General features: G+C 66.2%; 20 protein-coding genes. 8 read left to right on the top strand and 12 right to left on the bottom strand.

Going from position 1 to position 20,093, the window contains the following annotated elements:
* Positions 1–114: 114 nt before the first annotated feature.
* Entirely contained in the window at positions 115–483 is a 369-nt protein-coding gene (locus tag EJB06_RS12375; RefSeq protein ID WP_126074344.1) for an SPW repeat protein, read from the top strand.
* Positions 484–522: 39 nt separating this feature from the next.
* Here EJB06_RS12375 and EJB06_RS12370 read toward each other — a convergent pair whose 3' ends face one another.
* The 8 genes from EJB06_RS12370 to rsmB all read right to left on the bottom strand — a co-directional run bounded on the left by EJB06_RS12370 (position 523) and on the right by rsmB (position 8,620).
* Positions 523–1,803, bottom strand: coding sequence for an EAL and HDOD domain-containing protein (locus EJB06_RS12370; RefSeq protein ID WP_126074343.1), 1,281 nt, complete (start codon positions 1,801–1,803; stop codon positions 523–525).
* 69 nt (positions 1,804–1,872) lie between these two features.
* Positions 1,873–2,646, bottom strand: coding sequence for a class II glutamine amidotransferase (locus EJB06_RS12365; RefSeq protein WP_126074342.1), 774 nt, complete (start codon positions 2,644–2,646; stop codon positions 1,873–1,875).
* 84 nt (positions 2,647–2,730) lie between these two features.
* Positions 2,731–2,988, bottom strand: coding sequence for a BTH_I0359 family protein (locus tag EJB06_RS12360; RefSeq protein ID WP_054266260.1), 258 nt, complete (start codon positions 2,986–2,988; stop codon positions 2,731–2,733).
* Between the two features lie 69 nt (positions 2,989–3,057).
* A complete protein-coding gene (locus EJB06_RS12355) occupies positions 3,058–3,480 on the bottom strand; it encodes a GTPase (RefSeq protein WP_126074341.1) in 423 nt (140 codons plus the stop codon).
* On the bottom strand, positions 3,477–4,196 hold the full coding sequence (locus tag EJB06_RS12350) for a response regulator (RefSeq protein WP_054266258.1): 720 nt from the start codon (positions 4,194–4,196) through the stop codon (positions 3,477–3,479). The genes EJB06_RS12355 and EJB06_RS12350 overlap by 4 nt, the downstream gene beginning before the upstream one ends.
* 83 nt (positions 4,197–4,279) lie before the next feature.
* Positions 4,280–6,574: a sensor histidine kinase gene (locus EJB06_RS12345; RefSeq protein ID WP_164557904.1), complete on the bottom strand. Its 2,295-nt coding sequence runs from the start codon at positions 6,572–6,574 to the stop codon at positions 4,280–4,282.
* Between the two features lie 5 nt (positions 6,575–6,579).
* The gene (locus EJB06_RS12340) at positions 6,580–7,110 is read right to left on the bottom strand and encodes a DUF4390 domain-containing protein (RefSeq protein ID WP_126074340.1); all 531 of its coding nucleotides are present in this window, start codon (positions 7,108–7,110) and stop codon (positions 6,580–6,582) included.
* An 88-nt stretch (positions 7,111–7,198) separates the two neighbouring features.
* Positions 7,199–8,620: a 16S rRNA (cytosine(967)-C(5))-methyltransferase RsmB gene (rsmB, locus tag EJB06_RS12335; RefSeq protein WP_126074339.1), complete on the bottom strand. Its 1,422-nt coding sequence runs from the start codon at positions 8,618–8,620 to the stop codon at positions 7,199–7,201.
* A gap of 474 nt (positions 8,621–9,094) precedes the next feature.
* Here rsmB and argS point away from each other — a divergent pair, with 474 nt between their 5' ends.
* From argS to EJB06_RS12300, 7 genes are read left to right on the top strand one after another with little or no spacing between them, the layout of a single operon-like run.
* Positions 9,095–10,804: an arginine--tRNA ligase gene (gene argS / locus EJB06_RS12330; RefSeq protein ID WP_126074338.1), complete on the top strand. Its 1,710-nt coding sequence runs from the start codon at positions 9,095–9,097 to the stop codon at positions 10,802–10,804.
* Between the two features lie 24 nt (positions 10,805–10,828).
* Entirely contained in the window at positions 10,829–11,515 is a 687-nt protein-coding gene (locus EJB06_RS12325; RefSeq protein WP_126074337.1) for an SPOR domain-containing protein, read from the top strand.
* A 15-nt stretch (positions 11,516–11,530) separates the two neighbouring features.
* Positions 11,531–12,199: a thiol:disulfide interchange protein DsbA/DsbL gene (locus tag EJB06_RS12320; RefSeq protein ID WP_126074336.1), complete on the top strand. Its 669-nt coding sequence runs from the start codon at positions 11,531–11,533 to the stop codon at positions 12,197–12,199.
* Between the two features lie 19 nt (positions 12,200–12,218).
* Positions 12,219–13,001 (top strand): SDR family oxidoreductase, encoded by a 783-nt coding sequence (locus EJB06_RS12315; RefSeq protein WP_126074335.1) that lies wholly within the window; start codon positions 12,219–12,221, stop codon positions 12,999–13,001.
* Positions 12,998–13,786 carry a biotin--[acetyl-CoA-carboxylase] ligase gene (locus EJB06_RS12310; protein ID WP_229427049.1) on the top strand — a complete coding sequence of 263 codons (789 nt, stop codon included), beginning with the start codon at positions 12,998–13,000 and terminating at the stop codon, positions 13,784–13,786. The genes EJB06_RS12315 and EJB06_RS12310 overlap by 4 nt, the downstream gene beginning before the upstream one ends.
* A 1-nt stretch (position 13,787) precedes the next feature.
* The gene (locus EJB06_RS12305; protein WP_126074334.1) at positions 13,788–14,537 is read left to right on the top strand and encodes a type III pantothenate kinase; all 750 of its coding nucleotides are present in this window, start codon (positions 13,788–13,790) and stop codon (positions 14,535–14,537) included.
* Positions 14,531–15,295, top strand: a complete 765-nt coding sequence (locus EJB06_RS12300; protein ID WP_126074333.1) for an SPOR domain-containing protein — start codon at positions 14,531–14,533, stop codon at positions 15,293–15,295. The genes EJB06_RS12305 and EJB06_RS12300 overlap by 7 nt, the downstream gene beginning before the upstream one ends.
* Before the next feature lie 37 nt (positions 15,296–15,332).
* On the opposite strand, the gene EJB06_RS12295 is transcribed toward EJB06_RS12300, so the two are convergent.
* The 4 genes from EJB06_RS12295 to mreD are packed head-to-tail and all read right to left on the bottom strand — an operon-like array spanning position 15,333 to position 19,986.
* The gene (locus EJB06_RS12295) at positions 15,333–16,343 is read right to left on the bottom strand and encodes a septal ring lytic transglycosylase RlpA family protein (protein WP_126074332.1); all 1,011 of its coding nucleotides are present in this window, start codon (positions 16,341–16,343) and stop codon (positions 15,333–15,335) included.
* A 13-nt stretch (positions 16,344–16,356) separates the two neighbouring features.
* Positions 16,357–17,469, bottom strand: a complete 1,113-nt coding sequence (gene rodA / locus EJB06_RS12290) for a rod shape-determining protein RodA (protein ID WP_126074331.1) — start codon at positions 17,467–17,469, stop codon at positions 16,357–16,359.
* A gap of 5 nt (positions 17,470–17,474) precedes the next feature.
* Complete coding sequence (gene mrdA, locus EJB06_RS12285; protein WP_126074330.1) at positions 17,475–19,457, bottom strand: penicillin-binding protein 2; 1,983 nt, start codon at positions 19,455–19,457, stop codon at positions 17,475–17,477.
* Positions 19,458–19,473: 16 nt separating this feature from the next.
* Entirely contained in the window at positions 19,474–19,986 is a 513-nt protein-coding gene (gene mreD, locus EJB06_RS12280) for a rod shape-determining protein MreD (protein WP_126074329.1), read from the bottom strand.
* Between the last annotated feature and the right edge of the window lie 107 nt (positions 19,987–20,093).

The raw sequence follows: 20,093 nt of genomic DNA, 5'->3' as shown, positions 1-20,093 counted from the left end.
CACGCCGGGTGAACTTTTCCCGGCTTTGCCTGCCTAACTCCCTGTAGCCCGGGAGTGACGGCGCAGCTCCCGCGCAGCGATTTTGCGCGCCGGACATCGCGTTCAGGAGGCAATATGGACATTCACCCCGCTGCCAGACGATGGCAGGATCAGGCGATCCTGCTGCTCGGTCTCTGGCTGATCGTCTCACCCTGGGCACTGGCCTACCCCAGTGACTCGCCACAGGCCATGAATGCCTGGATCGCGGGCGCGGTCATCGCCGTGCTCGCCGCGTTCGACCTCTACAAAACCTACGTCTGGGCCGTCGTCGTCAATCTCCTTGCGGGGGTGTGGGTGGCGGTATCGCCGTGGGTGCCGGCCGTGGCCGACCGCGGCGCCATGATGAACAATAGCCTCATCGTGGGCATCGCCGTCATCGTGCTGGCCTTGTGGGAACTGCGCAGCGACCCTGAGCTGCACAGGCAGTGGGCCGGTAGCCCGTGAGCGCGGCGTGGCGCGGGCCCCGCCCGCGCCACGCCGCGCTTACAGCGCGTAACGCACCACCTTGTCGCTCCACTCGAAGGCGGCCACTTCCAGCTCGATCAGCTCTTCGCTGGAAATGGCCAGTTCGCGCAGGGCCGGCAGTACCTGGTCGTCGGACTCCTCCATGCGTTCGATGCATTCGGCCAGGTGCAGCAGGTCGCCGAAGAAGCCGCTGCGCCGCAGCAGGGCGTGCGCCACCTCGTCGATGACGGGAATCTGCTCGACGATCAGCGTCATCGGCATCCCGAACAAGGCATCCATCAGCGACATGATGCCGACGGTAAAGGCAATCTCGGCCACGTTGCGCTGGCCGGGACGCAGGCGCTGCGCCAGCAGTTCGAGCAGGCGGCCGCGCGTGGTGGCCAGCAGGAGCAGCGGCGTCATGCTGTTGCCGCCGCGCGAAGGCTCGGCGTACAGCATGATCTGCAGCCAGCGCTGCAGCTGGCGGCGGCCGAGGATGGTGATCGCCTGGCTGATCGAATCGATGCGGTGGCGCATGCCGATGGCCGGCGTGTTGACCAGCCGCAGCAAATTGAGGGCCAGGGTGACGTCGCGCTTGACCGCGCGCTCGATGTCGATATTGTCGGCGTCCGATGTCACCAGGCCCATCAGTTCGAGGACCGCCAGCTGGGATGGCGACAGCTTGCGTCCGCTGATCACGGCCGGGCGGGCAAAATAATATCCCTGGAAAAAATCGAAACCGAGGCCGAGGCAGGTGTCGAATTCCTCGCGCGATTCGACCTTTTCGGCGATCAGTTTCTTTTTTTCGCGCTTGAAGCGCGGCGCGGCGGCCATCAGGCCGGACAGGGGCATGGCGCGCACGTCGAGCTTGACGTATTCGACCATCGGCAGCAACAGTTGCACCTCGGGCGCATCGACCCGCACATCGTCGAGGGCGAAGCGAAAGCCATGGCCGGTCAGGTCGGCAATGCGCTCGAGCACGGGCTGGCTGACCACCATGCTCTCGACGATTTCCAGCACCACCCGCTCGCGCGGCAGGAACACGAAGATATCGCTCATCAGCACTTCGGCGTCCACGTTCAGGAAGCCGAGCGCATCGCCGATGACTTTTTCCAGGCCCAGCTGGGCGGTGTGGGCGATCACCGTGGCGGTGGCCGCCACATCGCTGTCGATCTCGGCCGATTCGCCTGCCGCATTGCGAAAAAGCATTTCATAACCGTACAAACCTTGTTGCCGGTCGAGGATTGGCTGGCGCCCCAGATAAAAATCCCGCACTGGCATCTGCTGCGCCATTAGGTCGGATTCGGCGTCGTGGCTCATCTGTCCTGTAAATATCAATAATAACAGCCGGTAATGTAACCTACAAATACCAGTGCGTGGCGGAAATACTTATCGTTCCTGTATTGACATTCCGTCCACGAACACCTTGAATTCGCCGGGCGCGAAAGCGGTCCACTGTTCGTTGGTGGTCAGGGGCTCGGTGACGATGATGGCGACCCGGTCGGCGGGCGTGGTGACTTGAGAAAAATCAACGCTGACATCTTCGTCGGACAGGCGCGCTGTCACGAACGGATGCTGGCGCACCACATAATGCAGCTTGGTCGAGCAGTGCACGAACAGGGCAGCGCCATCGGACAGCATCAGGTTGAAGGTACCGTGCACGGCCACCGCGGCCACCAGTTCCTGCAGCGCCGCGCGCAGCACGGACAGGGCCGGCGGCGTGGCGCCGAAGCGCTTGCGCAATTCCTGCAGCAGGAAGCAAAAGGCGGTTTCGCTGTCGGTGCTGCCGACCGGCCGGTAGGGGCCGTCCAGGGTCGGCGCGAAATCCTTGAGGTCGCCATTATGGGCGAATACCCAGTAGCGTCCCCACAGTTCGCGCACGAAGGGATGGCAGTTTTCCAGCGCAACATGGCCCTGGGTCGCCTTGCGGATATGCGCGATGACATGCCGGGATTTGATGGGATAGCGCTTGATCAGTTCGGCCACCGGCGATGCCACAGCCGCCTGGTGATCGACGAAATGGCGCACGCCGGCGCCTTCGAAGAATGCGATGCCCCAGCCGTCGTGGTGGGTATCGGTGCGGCCGCCGCGCATGGCGAAGCCGGTAAAGCTAAAAACAATGTCCGTGGGGACATTGCAGTTCATTCCGAGGAGTTGGCACATCGCGCAAGAATACCATGTTCGGACGGCAAGCTGCGCAGCGGCAGCCCGGACGGCGTCATGCCTGCCTGCCGGACTGCGGGGGTATTAGTGCAACAACACCGGTTGGCTCATCAGCGAGTCGTAGGAGCCGAGGAAGTCGTCGATCTCTTCCATGGTCGGTTCGCTGGCGATCAGGTTGTTGACGTCGCGCCTGAACGATTGCGCAAGTTTGCCGCCGATAAACGCTTCACGGCGACCGGATTTGTCGACGATTTCATAGCCGCCGAAGCGCAGGGCTTCGAGGTTGTGATCGACGCCGAATTCGACCACACTGTACTGTTCACTGTTGTAGATCATGTTCATGAATGCTCCTTCGCTCGATCAGACGTTCCACTGTGCTCGACAGAGCAGGTGGGGCTATGCGGACCGATTTCAAGTGCGCAGGTCCGCTGTCGGTTCCAACAGCTGATCGTATGGCGGGTGTTGCAGCCACGATCGCAACTGATCAAGGTGGTCCGTGGCGGCCAGCCCGATGAACAGCCGGTCGGGGCGCAGACGCAGGATCCGGTTTAATGTTACACGTAAAACGAGATGGCCGGTGCAGCACAGGCAACCGGGTGCGATCCGGTGAATCTGCAGGCGGTCGGAGGGAGAGAGCAGGGTTTGGCCGGACGGCAAGCCTTCGAGCAGGACGGCGACCGCCTCCTGCGCGCCGGCGGCCGCTTCGGGCCCGGGGCCAGGCTTGCCGGCCGGCGACAAGGCCGCGAGGCGCGCCGCGATGGCCGCCTCGCGCTGCGCCGCCGAGCCGCCCGTGACCAGGGTCAGGGCCGCCCTGCGCGCAGCGGGTGCGCTCATCCGTTCTTTTTGGCCAGCTTGCCCGGCTCGACGCCGAGCTGCTTGAGCTTGCGGTACAGGTGGGTGCGTTCGAGGCCGGTTTTTTCGGCCACGCGGGTCATGCTGCCGCCCTCGCGCCCCAGGTGATGCTCGAAATACATGCGTTCGAAGGCGTCGCGCGCCTCGCGCAGCGGCAGGTCGAAACTCAGGTTGAAGCCGTGCCCTTCGCCGTTCGGCAAGCCGCCCATGCGCGGGGCGATGGCCGATTGCGGGGTTTGCGCCGAAAACATGGCCGAGGCCGTCATCGGGCTTTCCTCGGGCTGGGGCGCCAGCATCGGGCGCGGCGCGATCACCGGCGCGCGCACCACTTCCTGGGCCCGGGTCAGGCCCTGCTGCACCGCTTTCAGCAGTTTTTGCAGCGCGATCGGCTTTTCCAGGAAATTGAGCGCGCCGATGCGGGTTGCCTCGACCGCCGTATCGATGGTGGCGTGCCCCGACATCATGATGACCGGCATGGTCAGCAGGCCGTCGCGCTGCCACTCCTTGAGCAGGGTGACACCGTCGGTATCGGGCATCCAGATATCGAGCAGCACCAGGTCCGGTGCCCCGGCCGCGCGCGCATCGCGGGCCTGCTGCGCATTTTCAGCGAGCGTGATTGCATGGCCTTCGTCGCCCAAGATTTCCGAGAGTAACTCGCGGATGCCCATTTCATCATCAACTACGAGAATGTTTGCCATGTGTTTGCCTTCCTCTTTTTGCCCGCTCCAATGGCATGCAGCGCATACCGCTCACAGCCGCGATTTTATTCTTGATTCAACGCTTATGCCACAACGCTGGCCGGTGCTAACTTTAACAGTAAAATCAACACCGACGCGCCAGTTCCGTCACTCCGGTTCTGTATCTCGATCTTGCCGCCGTGTTCGTCGATGATTTTCTTCACCATCGGCAGTCCCAGTCCGGTTCCGCGCACTTTCGAGGTCACATACGGCTCGAATGCGCGCGACAGGATTTTAGGGGCGAATCCCGGTCCGTTATCGACGATCGACAAGCGCACCGCGGTTCCGGCCCCGTTCGCGCCCTGGTAATGAATCGCCTCGGTCGTGATATCGATGCGCGCCGGCGGCGCATCCGCAGCGCGCTCGCTCATCGCATCCTGGGCATTTTGCAGCAGGTTATGGATCACCTGGCGCAATTGGGTGGCGTCGCCCATCACCGCCGGCAGCGTGTCGGCAAGCTCAGCATGAATAATATCGCTTTCGTCGCCGGATAGGTACATATGCAGGATTTCGCCGACCAGGGCATTCAGGTCGAGCTTGTCGAGCACGGCCGGGGGCGCCTTGGCATAGTCGCGGAAGTCGTCCACCATGCGCTTCATGGCGTCGACCTGGTTGACGATGGTGGCGGTGCCCTTGTTGAGCAGGTCGCGGTCGCTCCCCTCCAGGCGCGCTTCGAGCTTCATCTGCATGCGCTCGGCCGAGAGCTGGATCGGGGTCAGCGGATTCTTGATTTCGTGCGCCAGGCGGCGCGCCACTTCGCCCCAGGCCATCGAGCGCTGCGCCGAAATCACATCCGAGATATCGTCGAACACCACGATGTAGCCGCTGCCGGCGCCGACCGGCAGGCGCGAGCCGCGCGCCAGCAGGGTGATGTCATGGTCGTCGCTGGTGCCGAGCCGGCGCGGGATTTCGATCTGCTGCTGCCAGTGGGCCTGCTTGCTCTGCTTGCGCGGCGAACCGGCGGCGCTCTGCGCGCTCTGGGCCGAAAACGCCTTGGCGATGGCTTGCGCGAACATTTCCAGTCCGTCGATCGCGGCCAGCGCCATGCCCATGTGGCTGGCCACGTCGTGCTGCAGGATGCGCTCGACCGCCTCGTTCGAACTGACCAGCTTCGAATCGGCGTCCAGCACGATCACCCCGGCCGACATATTTTCCAGCACCGATTCCAGGTGCGCCTTGGCGCTTTGCAGGGCCGCGCGGTTGCGCTCGACCGCGCTGCGCGCCTCGAACAGCTGGCCGGTCATGGTGTTGAACGATTGGGTCAGGGTACCCAGTTCGTCCGAGGTGGCCACGATCGGGCGCGGCGACAGGTCGCCCTCGGCCACCGCGCGCGTGCCCTCGGCCAGCACCAGCAGCGGCTGCGCCAGTTTGCCGGCGATCACGAAGGCGCTGGCGATCGCGCCGAAGATCGCCAGCAGCAGGGTCAGGGTCAGCGTTTCGATGTACATCTTGCGCAGGCCGGTGCGCGCCACGAAGCGCTCCTGGTACTCGCTGTAGGCGGTGCGCAGCACCTCGGCGTTGAGCGCCAGCTTGACCGGCACCGCCTGGATCAGCTGCAGGAAGCGCGGCGCCGCCCCGGGCGGCTCGGGAATGGCCAGCACCACGCGCAGGCGCAGGCTGGTGGCGCCGTCGAGCGCGCTCGGCACGCCCCCGTGGTTGCCGCTGGCATCCTTGAAATCGCGCTCCACCCCGCCCTCGGCCACCGAATACCCGCCCGGCATGACCGCCTGCAGCAGCATAGCCGGGGTCGGCATATCGGTCTTCAGGTCGACCCGCGGCGCGGCCGCGCTGGTGATCATCTTGCCGTCCTGGCCGATGATCACCGCGCTCAGCATCCCCTCCTGGTCCTGCACCAGGCGCGTGAGGATATCGTGCGAGGCCAGCGCGTCCTGGCCGGCGATGGTGGCCGCGCTGATCTCGCCGATCGAGCCCAGTTCGCTGCGCGCCTGATCGAGCGCGGCCACGCCCAGGCTCACGCCCGATTCCAGCGCCGCCTCGATCTTCACGTTGAACCAGGATTCGATCGAATTCGACACGAAGCGCACCGAGATCAGGAAGATCACCAGGCCCGGCAGGATGCCGATGCCGGCGAACAGCAGCACCAGGCGCGTCATCAGGCGCGAGCCGAACTTGCCGCTCTTGTAGCGCACATACAGGCGCGCCAGCGCCACCACCACGAACACCAGCAGCGCGCCGGCCACGGCGGCGTTCAGGCCGAGCAGCCAGGTGTAGTAACGGTCGAAGAAGCCCGAATTGTCGGAGGCGGAGGCGAGCAGGAACAGGAGGATGCTGACGACGGCGGCGCCGACCATCACGGCATAGCGCAAGACCTGTTTCACTCTTTTTACTCTGCCGTGTAAGGGAAGGACTTGTTCTTGGAAGCCAGGCGCCAGTCGGAATTATTCAGCGCATTGACCTGCATCGGCTTGGGCAGCAGCTGGCGGTCCATGAACATGCGCACGGTGACGTTGTAGGTTTCGCCGCGCTTGAGCGCCCCTTTCGGCGCGATCACCCAGCGGCTGGGGCGGCGGATCAGCACCATCGCGTCTTCCAGGGTCGGAAAGCTCTGCGCCATGCTGCCCAGCACCGACACATGGTACTGGCGCGTGAGCACATTGTGCCAGATGCGGATGGTCTGGCGCGCCGACACGGCCTTGTCGTCGTACCAGTACCAGCGCGGGCGGGTCAGTTCGATTTCGGTGGTGAAGTACAGCTGCACGCCGTGCTTGATCGCGTCTTCCAGCCCCTCGTTCAGGTCGAAGGCATAGCTGGCGGCCAGGCGGTAGCCCTCGTCGGTCGCCTCGATATGCGCATGCGTGACATCGACCACGTCCGCCGCCCATGCCGGCACGAACGCGCACACGGACGCGAACATCAGCAGCAGCTGGCAGGCCAGGAGTCGGAAAAATCGTAATGTCACAGGAGGGACAGAGCCTTAAAAGTTCGCATAGTCGAAGGACCCGTTACGTCGCGTTTTTTTGAAACAGGGCGTAGAACAAACCGTCATGATCCTGCACGGCGGTACCGGTCGGAAGCAACTGTCCCGGCGCGGCCAGGCGGGTCGCGTTATGGCGCACCGCGAATGCGGCGGCCTGCGCCTCCGATTCCTGGGGCCAGAGCGAACATGTCACGAACAGCAATTTACCATTCGGGCGCAGCATCTGCCAAAGGTTGTCGAGAATTTTGGCCGAAAGTGTTGCAAGTTGGAGTGCATCGCCCTTGCGCCGCAACCAGCGGATGTCCGGGTGGCGGCGCACGATGCCCGAGGCCGTGCACGGCACGTCGGCCAGGATGCGGTCGAACTGCTGGCCGTCCCACCATACGCTGGTCTGGGCTTCGAAGGCTTTCAGGGTGGCGCCGAGGCCGAGGCGTTCCAGGTTCTCGCCCACGCGTTCGAGGCGCTTCGGGTCCGAATCGAGCGCGGTCAGCTCCAGCTGCGCCAGTTCCAGCAGGTGGCAGGTCTTGCCGCCGGGGGCGGCGCAGGCGTCCAGCACGCGCATGCCGTCCTGCACATCGAGCAGCGGCGCGGCCAGCTGGGCGCCGGCATCCTGGACCGAGGCCAGCCCCTCGTCGAACCCGGGAATCAGGGCCACGCCCAGCGCCTTGTCGAGGCGCACGGCGGACGGGCCGATCTGGGTGGCGCCCATGCCGGCGTCGGCCAGCAAGCGCAGGTAGGCCTCGACCGTGGTCTTGCGCCGGTTCACGCGCAGGGTCAGGGGCGGCTGCGCGTTGCCGGCCGCGAGGATGGCCTGCCAGTTGCCCGGGTAGGCCGCCTTGGCGGCATCGATCCACCACTGCGGATAATTGAACTGCGCCACCGGCTGCATCAGCGCGGTCTTGAGCAGGTCCTCGCGCTCGCGCAGGAAGCGGCGCAGCACGGCGTTGACCATGCCCTTGGCGTGCGCCATGTCGGGATGCGAGCTGGCCACGGTGACGGCCTGGTCGACGACGGTAAACACTTCATAGGGCGGCTCGGCGCCGTCCGGGGTATCGATCAGGGTCAGGGCGCAGCACAGCAGGCTGGCCAGCATGGGCGGCTCGGGCGCCTTCGACGTCATCAGGCCGAGCAGGGTTTCGCTGCGGCCGAGCTGGCGCATGGTGCGGTAAGCGATATCCTGGATCGCTCCGCGCGCCTGGGGAGCGGCGGCGGTCACCCCGAACGCGGTCAGCAGCGCCTGCGGCAAGGCCGCGCCGGCGCGCACCTGGGCCACGGCATTCGCCGCGCCGAGCAGGCACAGTGCGAGCGAATCGGCCTTCAGGTCGGGGCGGTAGCCGGGCTGCAGGACCGGTTTGACCTCATAGCTGGCGCGCATGCGCTGCGCGGCCGGCTTGGCGTTTTTGGCGGCGGCGGGTTTGATGGAGAGCGTCGGGCGCTTGTTGGTCATGGTCGGGATCAGCTCAGCTACTTAATAAAGGCGCAATTGTACCGGGTTCGCCTTCGCGCAGGCTTAAACGATCCTTTATGACAACACATTCTTCCAACGCCCAACGCTTATCCAACCCAAAATCCTACAACCGGGGTCAGAGCTTTAATTAGAAACATTTAGAAATCCTACAACCGGGGTCAGAGCTTTAATTAGAAACATCTAGCACAAACCCAACATTTTTACCTCGGAAGCGACAAATCCGGGCCATCGCGCCATGGCACGAGACGATGAAGCGGATTCATCGAGACCAAAGCTATGACTCCGGGGAATTTTGTTGCTAGTTAAAGCTCTGACCCCGGTTGGGGGATTGGCGGCGGCGGGGGGCTGACGATGGCTTGCGCGGGCGGACTCAGAGGGGCGGCAAACCAGTATAATTGAGCTACTATTGCCCGTGGCACCGCCACCGCTCGACCACTCTACAGATCAACACTCATGCTCGCCTCACAAAAACAAGAAATCGCCGCCCTGTTCCAGGCCGCCCTCGCCCCTGTCCTCGATGGCACCGGCATCACGCCGTCCGTCGTCCTGGAGCGCCCGCGCGATCCTTCGCACGGCGACATCGCCTGCAATATCGCCATGCAGCTGGCCAAGCAGCTCAAGATGAATCCGCGCGAACTGGCCCAGAAAATCGTCGCCGCCCTGCTCGATAACCCGGCCGGCAAAGCCCTGGTCGACAGCGCCGATATCGCCGGCCCCGGTTTCATCAACCTGCGCGTGGCCGCTGCCGCCAAGCAGTCGGTGGTCAAGACCATCCTCGCCGAAGGCCAGTCCTTCGGCCGCAGCGACGCCGGCGCCGGCAAGAAGGTCATCCTCGAATTCGTCTCGGCCAATCCGACCGGCCCCCTGCACGTCGGCCACGGCCGCCAGGCCGCCCTCGGCGACGCCCTGGCCGCGCTGTTCGACGCCCAGGGCTACGCGGTCACCCGCGAGTTCTATTACAACGACGCCGGCGTGCAGATCGCCACCCTGGCCAATTCGGTCCAGGCGCGCGCGCGCGGCTTCAAGCCGGGCGACGCCGCATGGCCCGAGTCGGCCTACAACGGCGACTACATCGCCGATATCGCCGCCGATTACCTGGCCGGCAAAACCGTCTCGGCCAGCGACGGCCTGCCCGCCACCGCCAGCGGCAATGTCGACGACCTCGATTCGATCCGCCCGTTCGCCGTCACCTACCTGCGCAACGAACAGGATATCGACCTGCAGGCCTTCGGCGTCAAGTTCGATAATTACTACCTCGAATCGTCCCTGTACGCCGACGGCAAGGTCGACAAGGCGGTCGAGGCCCTGATCAAGGCCGGCAAGACCTACGAGCAGGATGGCGCGCTGTGGCTGCGCACCACCGAGTACGGCGACGACAAGGACCGCGTGATGCGCAAGTCCGAAGGCGGCTTCACTTATTTCGTGCCGGACGTGGCGTACCACATCGTCAAGTGGCAACGCGGCTTCACCCAGGCCATCAACATCCAGGGCAGCGATCACCACGGCACCATCGCGCGCGTGCGCGCCGGCCTGCAGGCGGTCGGCCTGGAGATCCCGCAGGGGTATCCCGACTACGTGCTGCACAAGATGGTCACCGTGATGAAGGATGGCGAAGAGGTCAAGATCTCCAAGCGCGCCGGCTCCTACGTCACGGTGCGCGACCTGATCGAATGGTCCGGCAACGGCGACATCGCCAAGGGCCGCGACGCCGTGCGCTTCTTCCTCATCTCGCGCAAGGCCGATACCGAATTCGTGTTCGACGTCGATATCGCCTTGAAGACGTCCGACGAGAACCCGGTGTATTACGTGCAGTACGCGCACGCGCGCATCTGCCGCATGCTGGAGCAGTTCACGGGCGACATCGCCTCGCTGGCATCGGTCGACCTGGCGCCGCTGACCGCGCCGACCGAAATGACGCTGCTGGCGACCCTGGCCGCCTACCCGGAAATGCTGGCGCGCGCCCAGACCGAACTCGGTCCGCACCAGGTGGCGTTCTACCTGCGCGACCTGGCCGCCAACCTGCACAGCTTCTATTTTGCGGAACGCGTGCTGGTCGACGACGAGGCGCTCAAGCTGGCGCGCCTGGCGCTGATGGTCGCCACGCGCCAGGTGCTGCGCAACGGCCTGGCCCTGATCGGCGTGTCGGCGCCGGAAACAATGTAACCGTTTCTTCGATTGAAAGCTCCAATGACACGCGACTCCCGCCTGCGGCCCACACTCCCGCTCAAGCACCGGTTCCAGTTCCAGCAGGGCAATACCCTCACCGGCATCGTCATCGGCCTGATCGTGGGCCTGGTGATCGCTGTCGCAGTGGCGCTGGCGATCACCAAGGGCGCCACGCCCTTCACCGACAAAACCGGCAAGGCCGGCAAGATGAGCGAGCCGACCGCCGGCCAGGCGGCCGATCCGAACAAGCCGCTGTACGGGAACAAGGACGCGGCGCGGGCGGCCAACAAGCAGGTCACCGAGAAGCCGAAGCCGGCCACCCCGGCCGAAGCCGATCCGCTGGGCGCGGCCATCGCCAACATGAAAGAAAAAGCGGCGCCGGCGCCGGCACCCGCACCTGCGCCAACCCAGGTCGCCACCGCTCCGGCGCAAAACGTGATCCCGTCCTCGGCCGCCGAACCGGCCGAGGAAAAGATCACGTACTACCTGCAGGCCGGCGCCTTCCGCGAAGTGGCGGACGCCGAAAACACGCGCGCCAAGCTGGCGCTGCTCGGCTTCGAGGCGGTCATCAGCGAGCGCGCCAACGACAGCGGCGTGCTGCACCGGGTGCGCATCGGCCCCTTCGGCCAGGTCGAGTCGATGAACAAGGCGCGCGCCAAACTGGTCGACGCCGGCATCGACGTCGCCATCGTGCGCAACCAGAAATAACCACGGAACAGACAGATGCCAACTCTTTTCAAGATCATGCTCGCCCTGGCCCTGTGCGGCGCCGGCGCCAACGCGGCCGCCTCGCCCGAGCAGCCGGCCAGCGGCGTCGAATACCTCACGCTGGCCGAGACGCAGAACACCGACGCCGGCCAGAAGGTCGAAGTCACCGAATTTTTCGCCTACTACTGCCCGCACTGCGCCAGCTTCGAACCGGCGCTGGCCGAGTGGGTCAACAAGAACAGCGACAAGATCGTCTTCAAGCGCGTCCACCTCGGCCACACGCCGGCCGTGGTGCCGCAGCAGCGCCTGTACTACACGCTCGAATCGATGGGCATCGTGCCGCAGTACCACGCCAAGGTGTTTACCGCGATGCACGAGCAGCGCCAGCGCTTCGGCAACGACGAGCAGGTCTTCGAGTGGGCCGCCAGCGCCGGCATCGACCGCGCCGCCTTCACCAATGCCTACCGCTCGTTCGGCATCCAGGCCAAGCTGGTTCGCGCCAACGGCATGGTGGCTTCCTACAAGGTCCAGGACTGGCCGAAGATCGCCATCGCCGGCCGCTACCTGACCTCGCCCACCCAGGCCGGCAGGAGCGCGCCCGACGCCAGCGAAGCGCAGCAGCAGGCGATGGCCCTGCAGGTGATGGATTACCTGGTCGCCAAGGCGGCCGCGGAAAAAAAGTAGCCATGCCGGCGCGCGCCCAATGAACCGCGTGTTCATCACCGGCGCGTCGAGCGGCATCGGTGCCGCGCTGGCGCGCGAGTACGCCGCACGCGGCGCCACGGTCGGCCTGGCGGCGCGCCGCCGCGATGCGCTCGACGAGCTGCGCGCGCAATTGCCCAACCCCGAGCGGCACCTGGTCTATGCGCTGGACGTAACCGATCGCGCAGCGCTGGCCGCCGCCGCCGCCGACTTCATCGCGCGCTGCGGCGGCGCCGATATCGTTATCGCCTGCGCCGGCATTTCGGCCGGCACCCTGACCGAATTCACCGAAGACCTGCCGGTGTTCGACGCCATCATCGCCACCAACGTCGGCGCCACCGTGGCCACCTTCGCACCCTTCATCGCCACCATGAAAGCGCAAACCACGCCCTGCCGCCTGGTCGGCATCGGCAGCGTGGCCGGCGTGCGCGGCCTGCCGGGCGCCGGCGCCTACAGCGCCTCGAAGGCGGCGGTGCGCGTGTACTGCGAGTCGCTGCGGCTCGAACTCAAGCCGCACGGTGTCAAGGTGGTGACCATCGCGCCCGGCTACATCGACACGCCCATGACCAGACATAATGCCTATCCGATGCCTTTCCTGATGCGCCCGGAGCGCTTTGCCGCCAGGGCAGTGCGGACCATCGACGCCGGCACCAGCTACCGCGTCATCCCGTGGCAGATGGGGGTGGTGGCCAAGCTGCTGCGGCTCCTGCCCGACGTCGTGTACGACCTGGCCTTCGTCAACGCGCCGCACAAGGCGCGCAAAACAGACAAGGGCGCATCATGAACGAGACCTTCGCCATGGATGCCGAGGCGATCGCGCGCCACCTGGGCGCCGCCGATATCGACATCGAAGTCGTGGCCGAAACCGGATCGACCAACGCCGACCTGCTGGCGCGCGCCGCCGGCCTGCGCCGCCCGCTGCTGCGCGTGGCCCTGCACCAGAGTGCGGGACGCGGACGCGCGGGGCGCAGCTGGCTGTCGGCGCCGGGAGCGGCGCTGACGTTTTCGCTGGCCTGGCATTTTGCCGGGCCGCTGCGCGAGCTGGCCGGCCTGCCGCTGGCCGTTGGGGTGGCCATCGCCGACGCCCTCGGCGCGCTCGATGTGCCGGTCCAGCTCAAGTGGCCCAACGACGTGCTGCGCGACGGCGCCAAGCTGGCCGGGGTACTGATCGAAACCCAGGCCGCGCCCGGCGGCGGCGTGTGGGCGGTGATCGGCATCGGCCTCAACCTGCTCATGCCCGACGATATCGAACAGCGCATCGGCCGCAGCGTGGCCGCCGCTCCCTGGCTGGCGCAGATGGACCGCAATGCGCTGATGGCGCACTTGCTGGCCGCGCTGGCGGCCAGCCTGGGCCAGTTCGCGCAGGGCGGTTTCGCCCCCTTCTGCGCGCGCTGGAACCGCCTGCATGCCTACCAGGGCGTGCCGGTGGCGATCCTCGACAACGGCGCGACCCTGCACGAAGGCGTGGCCGCCGGCGTCGACGACGGCGCCCGCCTGCTGCTCGATACGGCCGCCGGCCGCATCGCCATCGTGGCCGGCGACGTGTCGCTGCGCGCGCGGGAGGCCTGACATGCTGCTGCTGATCGACGCCGGCAACACGCGCATCAAGTGGGCCCTGGCCGAGGACGGCGCCGCGCCCGGCGCATGGCTCGACAGCGGCGCCGTGACCCACGCCGATATCAATCACCTGCCGGCCAGCTGGCCGCGCCAGGGCATCACGCGCGCGCTCATATCGAATGTGGCAGGCAGCAAGCTGCGCGACCAGCTGCAGCTGATGATGCCCACCACCGATGTCACCTGGTTCGCCTCGGTGGCGCAGCTGGCCGGCCTGCGCAACGCTTACCGCAATCCGTCCCAGCTCGGGTGCGACCGCTTCGCCGCCGCGCTCGGGGCGCGCGCGCTGATGCCCGGCCAGGCCGTGATCGTGGCCACCTGCGGCACCGCCACCACGATCGACGCGGTCAGCGCCGACAGCGTGTTTTTGGGCGGGATGATCCTGCCGGGCCTGGGGCTGATGGCCAGCTCGCTGGCGCGCAATACGGCGCAACTGCCGGACGTGGCGCCCGGCGCCCTGCCGTCCGGCTTTGCCGACAATACCGCCGACGCCATCCTGTCGGGCTGCCTGTCGGCGCAGGCGGGCGCCATCGAACGCGCCTGCGCGCTGCACGGCGCGGCAGCCTGCATCGTCTCGGGCGGCGCGGCGCAGTACATCGGTCCCGTGCTGCGGCTACCGGCCGGCCACCGGATCGTCGATAATATCGTCCTGATCGGCCTTCATTCCACCGTCACGTCTTCGCCATTCCAGGATAGCCCGTGTTGAAATTCATATTTTGGACCCTCCTTGCCATCAATGCCGTGCTGTTCGCGTATGGCCAGGGCCTGCTCGGCAACTTCAGGGAGAACGAGCGCGAGCCGGGCCGCATGCGCAACCAGCTCGGCGTCGAGAACATCAAGCTGGTCGCCGCCCGCCCGGCGCCGCCGCCGGACGCCGAACCTGCGGGCGACGCCGAACCGGTTGCGCCGCCGCCAACGCCGGTCCTGGTCATGGCCAAGCCGCCCGCACCTGCGCCGGTCGAGCCGAAGCCGGAACCGAAGCCTGAGGTCAAGCCGGAGCTGGTCGCCTGCACCCTGGTCGGCAATTTTGCGCCGCCCGAAGCGCGCCGCCTCGAAGCCATGCTGGCACCGCTGGCCCTGGGCCAGCGCCAGACGCGCGAGAACGTGGCCGTACCCGAGGTGACCAGCCATATCGTGTTCATTCCTTCAGCCGGCAGCAAGGAAGCGGCCGACCGCAAGGCGGCCGAGCTGAAGGAACTCGGGATCACCAGTTACTTCATCATGAACGACAACAGCCCGATGAAATACGCGATTTCGCTCGGCGTGTTCAAGTCGGAGACATCGGCCCAGACGCTGCTGGCGACCCTGACCAAGCAGGGCGTGGTCGGGGCCAAGGTGGCCGGCCGCACCAGCCAGGCCACCAAAATGGCGTACCGCTTCCGCGCACTCGAACCGGCGGCCAAGGCCAAGGTCGATGCGGTGCTGGCCAAGTTCCCCGAGCAGCAGGCGCGCAGCTGCAAATAATGGACCCGGCCAGGAGCGCCCCCGGCGCCCGGCCCGCTCAGCGCTGCACGACGATCGGTTTCAGGCGCAAGGTCGACGGCAATTCGCGCAGCGCCTGCATGGCCTCGTCCCGGCTCGGGAACGGACCGCTGAACAGCCGGTGCAGCGCACCGCCCTGCACGACCTGGACCCCGGCCAGCGCCCCGCCCGTGGCCGCGATCTGCGCGCGCACGTCGGCCGCCTTGTCGGCGCGGCTGAAGGCGCCCAGCTGCAGGTAGTATCCGCTCTGCGGCGCCGCCGCCGCCGGCGGTGCCGCCACCGCTGGCGTGACGGCCAGCGCGCTGCTTTCGCCCGGCGGCGGCAGGTCCACCGCCATCGTGCTCACTTCGCCGTCCGGCTCCGGCGCCAGGCGCCGGATGGTGGCGATGCGTTCCTGTGCGTTGGGCAGCAGGCGTTCGATTTCCACCGTGTGGCTGCCCTTGCCGAGCAATCCCAGCTTGAGCGCCGCCGTGTACGACACGTCGATCACGCGGCTCGAATGAAACGGGCCGCGGTCGTTGATGCGCACCACCACCTGCTTGCCGCTATCGAGGCTGGTGATGCGCGCGTACGAGGGAATCGGCAGGGTCGGATGGGCCGCCGTCATCTTGTACATATCGTACAGTTCCCCGGACGAGGTTTTCTGGCCATGGAATTTTTTCCCGTACCAGGTGGCCACGCCGCGCTGGCGGAACGGCTGCTCGTGCAGTATCGGGGTGTAGGTCTTGCCGAACACGACGTAGGGCCGGTTGGCATAGCGCGCCAGGGGCTCGGCCCTGACCTCGGCGTCCGGGATGTCGAGCAGGTTGGCCGGCGGATTCTCGCCCGGGCCGTCGTCCTGGTAATAGCCGCCGCGTCCGGAACCGGCGCGCGGCAGGGACGGCAGCTCGCCATGCCTGGCCGGCTTGGCGCCGGGCGACGGCACCGGCGACATGCGCCGGTGGCCTTCCGAATCGGTGCCGCAGGCGGTCAGTAAAAAGGCCAGTGCGCTCAGCGTCATGGCAGGTGAAAGCGTTTTCGATACCGCCATCGTGGCTCCGTGGTCAGGTTTGCACCAGCTTGCGATGCCGCTGGATACTCATCAGTATACCTGCCCCGAGTCCGAGGGTGACAAAAGCGGTGCCGCCATAGCTCATGAACGGCAGCGGCACCCCGACCACCGGCAGGATGCCGCTGACCATGCCGATGTTCACGAAGGCGTAGGTAAAGAAGATCATCGTGATGGCGCCGGCCAGCAGGCGCGAAAACAGGGTCGGCGCATTGGCCGCGATCATCAGCCCGCGCCCGATCAGCAGCAGGTACAGCAGCAGCAGTCCCAGAAAGCCCATCAGCCCGAACTCCTCCGCAAACACCGAGAAAATGAAGTCGGTGGTGCGCTCGGGGATGAATTCGAGGTGGGCCTGGGTGCCCTTCATCCAGCCCTTGCCGCCGACCCCGCCCGAGCCGATCGCGATCACCGACTGGATGATGTGGAAGCCCTTGCCGAGCGGGTCGGCGTTCGGGTCGATCAGGGTCAGCACGCGCTGGCGCTGGTAGTCGTGCATCAGCGACCAGGCCACCGGCAGGCTGGCGGCGCCGGCCAGGAACAGGCCGAGCAGCGCCTTCCACGACAGGCCGGCCAAGAAGATCACGTAAAAGCCCGAGGCCAGCACCAGCAGCGAGGTGCCCAGGTCAGGCTGCAGCTGGATCAGGCCGACCGGCACGGCCAGCAGCACGGTGGCGATGATGAACGAATGCCAGCGCACCAGCCCCGCCTTCTGGTGGAAGTACCAGGCCAGCATCAGCGGCATGGCGATTTTCATGATCTCGGACGGCTGGATGTCGAAGCCGATGTGCAGCCAGCGGCGCGCGCCCTTCTTGATCACGCCGAACAGGAAGACCGCAATGAGCAGGGTCACGCCGACCGTGTAGATCGGCACGGCGAGCCGCATCAGGGTCTGCGGCGGCACCTGGGCCGCCAGCCACATGACCACGAAGGCGATCATCATGTTGCGCAGCTGGCCTTCGATGCGGCCGGGGAAGTCGGCGCCGGCCGAGTACATCGTCACCAGGCTGGTGCCGAGCAGCAGAAAGATGACCATGGCCAGCGGCGCGTCGAACACCAGCAGGTAGGGTTTGGCGCGCCGCCACAGCGAGCGCCGTTCGTTGATGCGCATGGCGGTCACTCCTTCGGTGCCAGCGTTTCGGCGCCGGGCTTGTAGGGCATTTCGGTGGCGGTGTCGGTCTTGAGTTCTTCCAGCGGCAGCAGTTCCACGTCTTCCTTGGGCACCTTGGCGCCGTCCTTGCCGACCGGGCGCTTGCCCAGCAGGTAGTAATCGAGCGCCTTGCGCGCGATCGGGGCCGCCACCGCGCCGCCGAAGCCGGCATTTTCGACGATCAGCGCCACCGCGATGCGCGGCTTGTCGGCCGGCGCGAAGGTGATGTACAGCGCGTTGTCGCGCAGGCGTTCGTTGACGTTCTTGGCGTTGTACTTTTCGCCCCGGCGCAGGCCCACCGCCTGCGAGGTGCCGGTCTTGCCGGCCGCGACGTAGGCGGCGTTGCCGAAGGCCGGACGGCCGGTGCCGCGTTCGGACACGCCGATCATGGCGCGCTTGATGAAATCGATGTTCTCCTGGCGCAAAGGAATGCGCCCGCTCTCCTTCGGCACCGTCAGCGTGCGCGCGCGCGTGCTGCTGTCTTCCACGATCTTGACCAGGTGCGGCTTCATCACCACGCCGTTGTTGGCCAGGGTGGCCACCGCGTGCGACAGCTGCAGCATGGTGTAGCTGTTGAAGCCCTGGCCGATGGCGATGTTAACGTTATCGCCGCCGACCCAGGCCTGCATCGGCTTGTTCTTGGCGAAGCGCGTGCGCTTCCACTCTTTCGACGGCAGCACGCCGGTCTTTTCGTTTTCCAGGTCGATCCCGGTCTTCTGGCCGAAGCCGAACGGTTTCATGAAGGCGTGGATGGCGTCGATCCCGAGGTCGTTGCCGAGCTGGTAGTAGTAGGTATTGCACGAGACGATGATCGACTCGGTCAGGCTGACCATGCCGTGCCCGCCCGCCTTGTCGTCTTTCCAGGTGTGCCCGCCCAGGGTGAAGTAGCCGGCGTCCGAGATCGCGTGGTTCTGGGTGCGCGCGCCCAGTTCCAGCGCGGCCAGCGCCATGAAGGGCTTGAAGGTCGATCCGGGCGGATAGGTGCCCTGCAGCGGGCGGTTCATCAGCGGGCGGTCGAGCGAGGTATTGAGTTCGTTCCAGCTCTGGGTGTCGATGCCGTCGACGAACAGGTTGGGGTCGAAGCCGGGACGCGAGACGTAGGCCAGGATGTCGCCCGTCTCCGGTTCGATGGCGACCAGCGCGCCACGGTATTCGCCGAAGGCTTCTTCGATGATCTTCTGCAGTTCGATGTCGATCGACAGGATCAGGTTGCTGCCGGCGGTCGCTTCGGTGCGCGACAGGATGCTGACCGCGCGCCCGCTGGCGGTGCGCACGATCTTCTGGTAGCCGGTGCGCCCGTGCAGCTGCGCTTCGTAGCTCTTTTCCAGCCCTTCCTTGCCGATATGGTCGGTGCCGTTGTAGTTCGCTTCATCGGGCATGCCTTCCAGTTCCTTGGCTTCCTTCTGGTTGATGCGGCCGATGTAGCCGATCACGTGCGAGGCGGTTTCGCCCAGCGGGTACTGGCGGAACAGGCGCGCCTGCACCTCGACCCCGGGAAAGCGGAAACGCTGGGCCGCGAAGCGCGCCACTTCGTCGTCGGTCAGGCGGGTGCGCAGCGGCACGCTCTCGAAGTTCTTCGACTCGGCCAGCAGGGACTTGAAGCGCTTGCGGTCCTTCGGTTCGATCTCGATCAGGGTGGACAGCTCGTCGATCACCGAGTCGAGCGTGTTGCGCAGCTTGGACTGGGTGATTTCGAGCGTGTAGGCCGAGTAGTTGCGCGCCAGGACCACGCCCTTGCGGTCGACGATCAGGCCGCGGTTGGGCACGATCGGGACGATGGCGATGCGGTTGTCTTCGGCTTTTTCGGCGAAGCCGTCGTGCTTGACCACCTGCAGGAACACCAGGCGCGCCACCAGCACGCCGAAGCAGAGGAAGACAAGCACCACCAGCGCCACCACGCGCAGGCGAAACAGATGGATTTCGCGGTCGTTATTGGTCAGTTCAGTCATGAAGAAGCCACGCCGGTCAGATCGGGCGCGTGTGGTCGCGGTCGACGGCGCGCCGCTGGGGCGCCAGCAGCATCCAGGTAATCACGGGCCACAGGGCGATGGCCACCACGCTCTCGATGAAGTACATCCAGCCGGGGAATTTGCCCGAGACGATCACCCGCACGAGCACCTGGATCGCCTGGGTGGCCAGCAGCAGCGGGAACACGTGCAGCGCCTGGGTCAGCACCGGAAACCACAGCACGCGGCGGTGGATCATGATGGCCAGGTAGGACAGCAAGGTGTAGGCCAGCGCGTTCTCGCCGAGCAGGGTCGCTTCGTGCACGTCCATCAGCAAGCCCATGAAAAAGGCGACGCCGATGCCGACCTTGCGCGGCTGGTGGATGCCCCAGAACACCAGCACCAGCGCCACGAAGTCGGGCGCGCCCATCCAGTGCCCCCAGGGCAGCAGATTGAGCATGAAGGCGCAGCTCAGGCTGAAGGTGATGAACAGCGGACTGACGGGCAGCAGGATGTAATGCGGGCGATTCATCGGTTCGTTTCCTTGGGTGCGGGCGCGGGGGCCGCAGGCGGCGGCGCGGCGGCGCGGGCCGGCGTGGCCGGGACCCTGGCGGCGGCAGCGGCCGGCGCCGTCTTCGG

Source organism: Massilia atriviolacea, from assembly GCF_003953935.1.
Lineage (GTDB): Bacteria > Pseudomonadota > Gammaproteobacteria > Burkholderiales > Burkholderiaceae_D > Telluria_A > Telluria_A atriviolacea.
The sequence above is the reverse complement of the archived record's forward strand: the minus strand, read 5'-3'. Positions and strand labels throughout refer to the sequence as shown.

Coding starts and splice junctions, on each gene's coding strand:
- EJB06_RS12375 (WP_126074344.1), top strand. CDS start 115: ATGGACATTCACCCCGCTGCCAGACGATGGCAGGATCAGGCGATCCTG.
- EJB06_RS12370 (WP_126074343.1), bottom strand. CDS start 1,803: ATGAGCCACGACGCCGAATCCGACCTAATGGCGCAGCAGATGCCAGTG.
- EJB06_RS12365 (WP_126074342.1), bottom strand. CDS start 2,646: ATGTGCCAACTCCTCGGAATGAACTGCAATGTCCCCACGGACATTGTT.
- EJB06_RS12360 (WP_054266260.1), bottom strand. CDS start 2,988: ATGAACATGATCTACAACAGTGAACAGTACAGTGTGGTCGAATTCGGC.
- EJB06_RS12355 (WP_126074341.1), bottom strand. CDS start 3,480: ATGAGCGCACCCGCTGCGCGCAGGGCGGCCCTGACCCTGGTCACGGGC.
- EJB06_RS12350 (WP_054266258.1), bottom strand. CDS start 4,196: ATGGCAAACATTCTCGTAGTTGATGATGAAATGGGCATCCGCGAGTTA.
- EJB06_RS12340 (WP_126074340.1), bottom strand. CDS start 7,110: ATGTTCGCGTCCGTGTGCGCGTTCGTGCCGGCATGGGCGGCGGACGTG.
- rsmB (WP_126074339.1), bottom strand. CDS start 8,620: ATGACCAACAAGCGCCCGACGCTCTCCATCAAACCCGCCGCCGCCAAA.
- argS (WP_126074338.1), top strand. CDS start 9,095: ATGCTCGCCTCACAAAAACAAGAAATCGCCGCCCTGTTCCAGGCCGCC.
- EJB06_RS12325 (WP_126074337.1), top strand. CDS start 10,829: ATGACACGCGACTCCCGCCTGCGGCCCACACTCCCGCTCAAGCACCGG.
- EJB06_RS12320 (WP_126074336.1), top strand. CDS start 11,531: ATGCCAACTCTTTTCAAGATCATGCTCGCCCTGGCCCTGTGCGGCGCC.
- EJB06_RS12315 (WP_126074335.1), top strand. CDS start 12,219: ATGAACCGCGTGTTCATCACCGGCGCGTCGAGCGGCATCGGTGCCGCG.
- EJB06_RS12310 (WP_229427049.1), top strand. CDS start 12,998: ATGAACGAGACCTTCGCCATGGATGCCGAGGCGATCGCGCGCCACCTG.
- EJB06_RS12305 (WP_126074334.1), top strand. CDS start 13,788: ATGCTGCTGCTGATCGACGCCGGCAACACGCGCATCAAGTGGGCCCTG.
- EJB06_RS12295 (WP_126074332.1), bottom strand. CDS start 16,343: ATGGCGGTATCGAAAACGCTTTCACCTGCCATGACGCTGAGCGCACTG.
- rodA (WP_126074331.1), bottom strand. CDS start 17,469: ATGCGCATCAACGAACGGCGCTCGCTGTGGCGGCGCGCCAAACCCTAC.
- mrdA (WP_126074330.1), bottom strand. CDS start 19,457: ATGACTGAACTGACCAATAACGACCGCGAAATCCATCTGTTTCGCCTG.
- mreD (WP_126074329.1), bottom strand. CDS start 19,986: ATGAATCGCCCGCATTACATCCTGCTGCCCGTCAGTCCGCTGTTCATC.